Below are 3,180 nucleotides of genomic sequence, written 5' to 3' on the forward strand. Positions count from 1 at the left end.
CGGACCTGCGCTACAAGATGGACGCCTTCCCCGACCACGTGAACACCTTCACCCTCACCCTCGACCACGAGGGCCGCTGGCGCGGCCGGTGCGCGGAGTTCTGCGGCGAGCGGCACTACGCGATGGACTTCTGGATCAAGGCGGTCCCGCCCGACGAGTACGACCGGTTCCTGCACGGGCAGCCGCTCGCCGGGCCGGCGGCATGACGGTCGCACCGCCCGCGGACAAGGAGGGCACCGGCGGCCGGCCCGTCGCGCCGAGCGGCTGGCTGGGCTGGGCGGCCTCCACCGACCACAAGCGCATCGGCCTGCTCACCGTTGCCACCTCGCTGGTGCTGCTGCTGCTCATGGGCGTCCTCGCCCTGTTGATGCGCGGTCAGCTGGCCCAGCCCGACGGGCACTTCCTCGACCCCCTCACCTACAACCAGGTCTTCACCATCCACGGCTCCGGCATGATCTACATGGTCATGACCCCGTTCGCCATCGGCATGGGCGTCTACCTGGTGCCCCTCCAGATCGGCGCCCCCGGCATCGCCGCCCCCCGCCTGACCCTGCTGGGGTACTGGCTCTACGTGCTCGGCGCGGTGATGATGCTCTCCGGCTTCGCCACCCCGAACGGCGCCCACGCCGACGGCTGGTTCTCCTACCCGCCGATGGCCGACAAGGAGCACTCGCCCAGCATCGGCTCGGACCTGTGGATCGGCGGCGTCATGCTGGCCACCACCGGGGTCATCATCATGGGCTGGGCCGTGCTGTGGACGGTGCTGCGCCGGCGCGCCCGCGGCATGACCATGCTGCGCCTGCCCGTCTTCTGCTGGTCGATGATCGCCACCTGCCTGATGGTGATCGGCGCCTTCCCCGCCCTGCTCGCCGCGCTCACCCTGCTCGCCGTGGGCCGCGCCGACGCCTCGGTCTTCGCCTCCAACGTGTGGAACATCGGCTACCAGCACCTGTTCTGGTTCTACGGCCACCCCGTGGTGTACGTGATGTTCTTCCCGTTCCTGGCCGCGGTGGCCGAGGTGCTCGCCGTCTTCTCCGGCCGCCGCTTCTTCGGCTACAAGGGCACCGCCCTGTCACTGCTGGTGTTCGCCGCCATCTCGATGAGCGTGTGGGGCCACCACATGTTCGCCACCGGCCAGGCCACCAACGACTACTACTCCCTGACCTCGATCACCCTGCTCGTGCCCGCCGGCGTGGAGTACTTCGGCATGGTGGGCACCGTCCTCGGCGGCCGGCTGCGCTTCCCCGTGCCGATGCTGTTCGCCCTGGCCTTCATCCCGCAGTTCCTGATCGGCGGGCTCACCGGCATCATGATCGGCACACCCGTGATCGACTACCACGTCACCGACAGCTACTTCATCGTGGCCCACCTGCACTACGTGCTGTTCGCGGGCAGCGCCTTCGGCCTCTTCGCCGCCGTCTACTACTGGTTCCCGAAGGTGACCGGGGTGATGCTCGGCGAGCGGCTGGGCCGGCTGCACTTCTGGCTGCTGGTCATCGGCACCAACCTGACCTTCCTGCCCATGTTCGCCCTCGGCTACCTGGGCATGCCGCGCAGGGTGGCGACGTACGCGACGTTCGACGGCTTCGCCTGGCTCAACCTGCTCGCGAGCGTCGGCGCGGGCGTCCTCGCCCTCGCCATGACCGCGTTCACGGTCAACGTGCTGTGGACGCTGCGCAAGGCCTCACTCGGCCGGTGCGAGCCGGCGGGGGACAACCCGTGGGACGCGCACACCCTGGAGTGGGCCACGACCTCGCCGCCGCCCCGCCTGAACTTCGTCCCCGGCCGGACCGTCCCGCCCGTCACCAGCTTCGCCCCGCTGCTCGACCTCGGACAGCGCGAGGGCGGGACGCCGGCCGCGAAGGAGGCGAGTGGCCCGTGAACCGGGACGGACTCAAGCGGCAACTGCCGTACGTCGTGGTCGCGGGCTGGGGCGCGCTCAACGGCGTACTGCTCGCGGTGCTCGGCATCTACGGCGAGAGCTCCCTGGTCTTCTGGCTGTGGGGCGGCGTCGTCGTCCTGCTCGAACTGGCCGCGCTCGCCGTGCTGGCGTCCTCGCGCTCCGGCCCCGACCAGCAGGTCCGCTACCGGGTGCCCTACCGCGGAGCCGCCGCCGTGCCGCCCGCCGCGTTCGGCTGCGCTCTGGTCGCGCTGGCCTTCGTCTACGGCCTGTGGCTGCTGGCCCTCGCCGTGCCGCTGCTCGCCGTCGCGATCGCCATGGCGGTGCACGGCACCGCGGCCGAGGAGGACTGAGGGGCGTGCGGATGGACCACTCGGCGCACATGTCCTCGACGCCGTCCTCCGTCATCGCGATGGGGCTGTCGGGTTTCGTCCTCGCCGCGGTGGTCCCCGCCGTGGTGCGGCTGACCCGGAACTCGCCGCTGTGGCAGCGGGTCAGCGTGCCCGCGGGTGTCGCGCTGCCCCTGCTGGTGCTCGCGCACGCCTGGGCCGTGCTCGGCGAACTCCTGCGGTTCGGGACGCCGGGCGGCGCGCTGCTGACCGAGCCCGTGCTGGCGGCCGTCGCCGTGCTCTTCTGGCTCCCCGTCGCCGCCCGCACCCGGCACCGGCTGAGCGATCCCGGCCGCTGCCTGTACCTGTTCCTGGCCGCGCCCCTGCTCGACCTGCCCGCCGTCGGCGTCGTCGCCGCCGGACACCCGGCCGAGGGCATCGCCATGATCGTGGGAATGCTGCCGGTCGGCCTCGCCGCGGCCGCGGTCACCTGGACCTGGGTGAACCGCGAGGAGCGGCAGGCCGTGCACGACCTCACCCTGACGACAGGCGGTGAACCCCGTGTCCCCTGACCCCAGTCCGGACGTCCTCGTCTTCGACGTCAACGAGACCATCACCGACATGGGCGCACTCGGCGCCCGCCTGACGGACGTGGGCCTGTCCGCGGGACTGCTGCCGGCCTGGTTCGCGGGCGTGCTGCGCGACGGCATCGCCCTGACCCTGGCCGGCGGCCGCGCGGCCTTCGCGGAGGTGGCCGCCGACGGACTGCGCGCCCTGCTCGCCCGCGAGCGGCCCGGACAGGACACCGGGCCCGCGGTGCGGCACGTCCTGGCCGCCCTGCCGGAGCTGCCCGTGCACCCGGACGTGCCCGACGGCGTACGGGCGCTGCACGCGACCGGAGTGCGCCTGCTGACCCTGACCAACGGCTCGGCGGACACCACCCGCGCGGTC

4 protein-coding genes and 1 pseudogene are annotated in these 3,180 nt (G+C 72.2%); all 5 read left to right on the forward strand.

Annotated elements, in window-relative coordinates; genetic code table 11:
• Positions 1 to 206, forward strand: a pseudogene (locus IE249_RS38235) (cytochrome c oxidase subunit II); the annotation flags it as partial.
• On the forward strand, positions 203 to 1,882 hold the full coding sequence (locus IE249_RS23130) for a cytochrome c oxidase subunit I (RefSeq protein ID WP_189707456.1): 1,680 nt from the start codon (positions 203 to 205) through the stop codon (positions 1,880 to 1,882). The pseudogene IE249_RS38235 and the gene IE249_RS23130, both read left to right, overlap by 4 nt.
• Entirely contained in the window at positions 1,879 to 2,253 is a 375-nt protein-coding gene (locus IE249_RS23135; RefSeq protein ID WP_189707458.1) for a hypothetical protein, read from the forward strand. The genes IE249_RS23130 and IE249_RS23135 overlap by 4 nt, the downstream gene beginning before the upstream one ends.
• Positions 2,254 to 2,264: 11 nt before the next feature.
• Positions 2,265 to 2,801, forward strand: coding sequence for a hypothetical protein (locus IE249_RS38240; RefSeq protein ID WP_229859116.1), 537 nt, complete (start codon positions 2,265 to 2,267; stop codon positions 2,799 to 2,801).
• Positions 2,791 to 3,180 (forward strand): HAD family hydrolase (locus IE249_RS38245; protein ID WP_506367328.1); only part of this gene is annotated, 390 nt, incomplete at its 3' end. The genes IE249_RS38240 and IE249_RS38245, both read left to right, overlap by 11 nt.

The sequence above is a fragment of the Streptomyces anandii JCM 4720 genome (assembly GCF_014650655.1).
Classification (GTDB): domain Bacteria; phylum Actinomycetota; class Actinomycetes; order Streptomycetales; family Streptomycetaceae; genus Streptomyces; species Streptomyces anandii.

Excerpts from the sequence above, each read along its gene's own strand:
- IE249_RS23130 (WP_189707456.1), top strand. The coding sequence starts at position 203 with ATGACGGTCGCACCGCCCGCGGACAAGGAGGGCACCGGCGGCCGGCCC.
- IE249_RS38240 (WP_229859116.1), top strand. The coding sequence starts at position 2,265 with ATGGACCACTCGGCGCACATGTCCTCGACGCCGTCCTCCGTCATCGCG.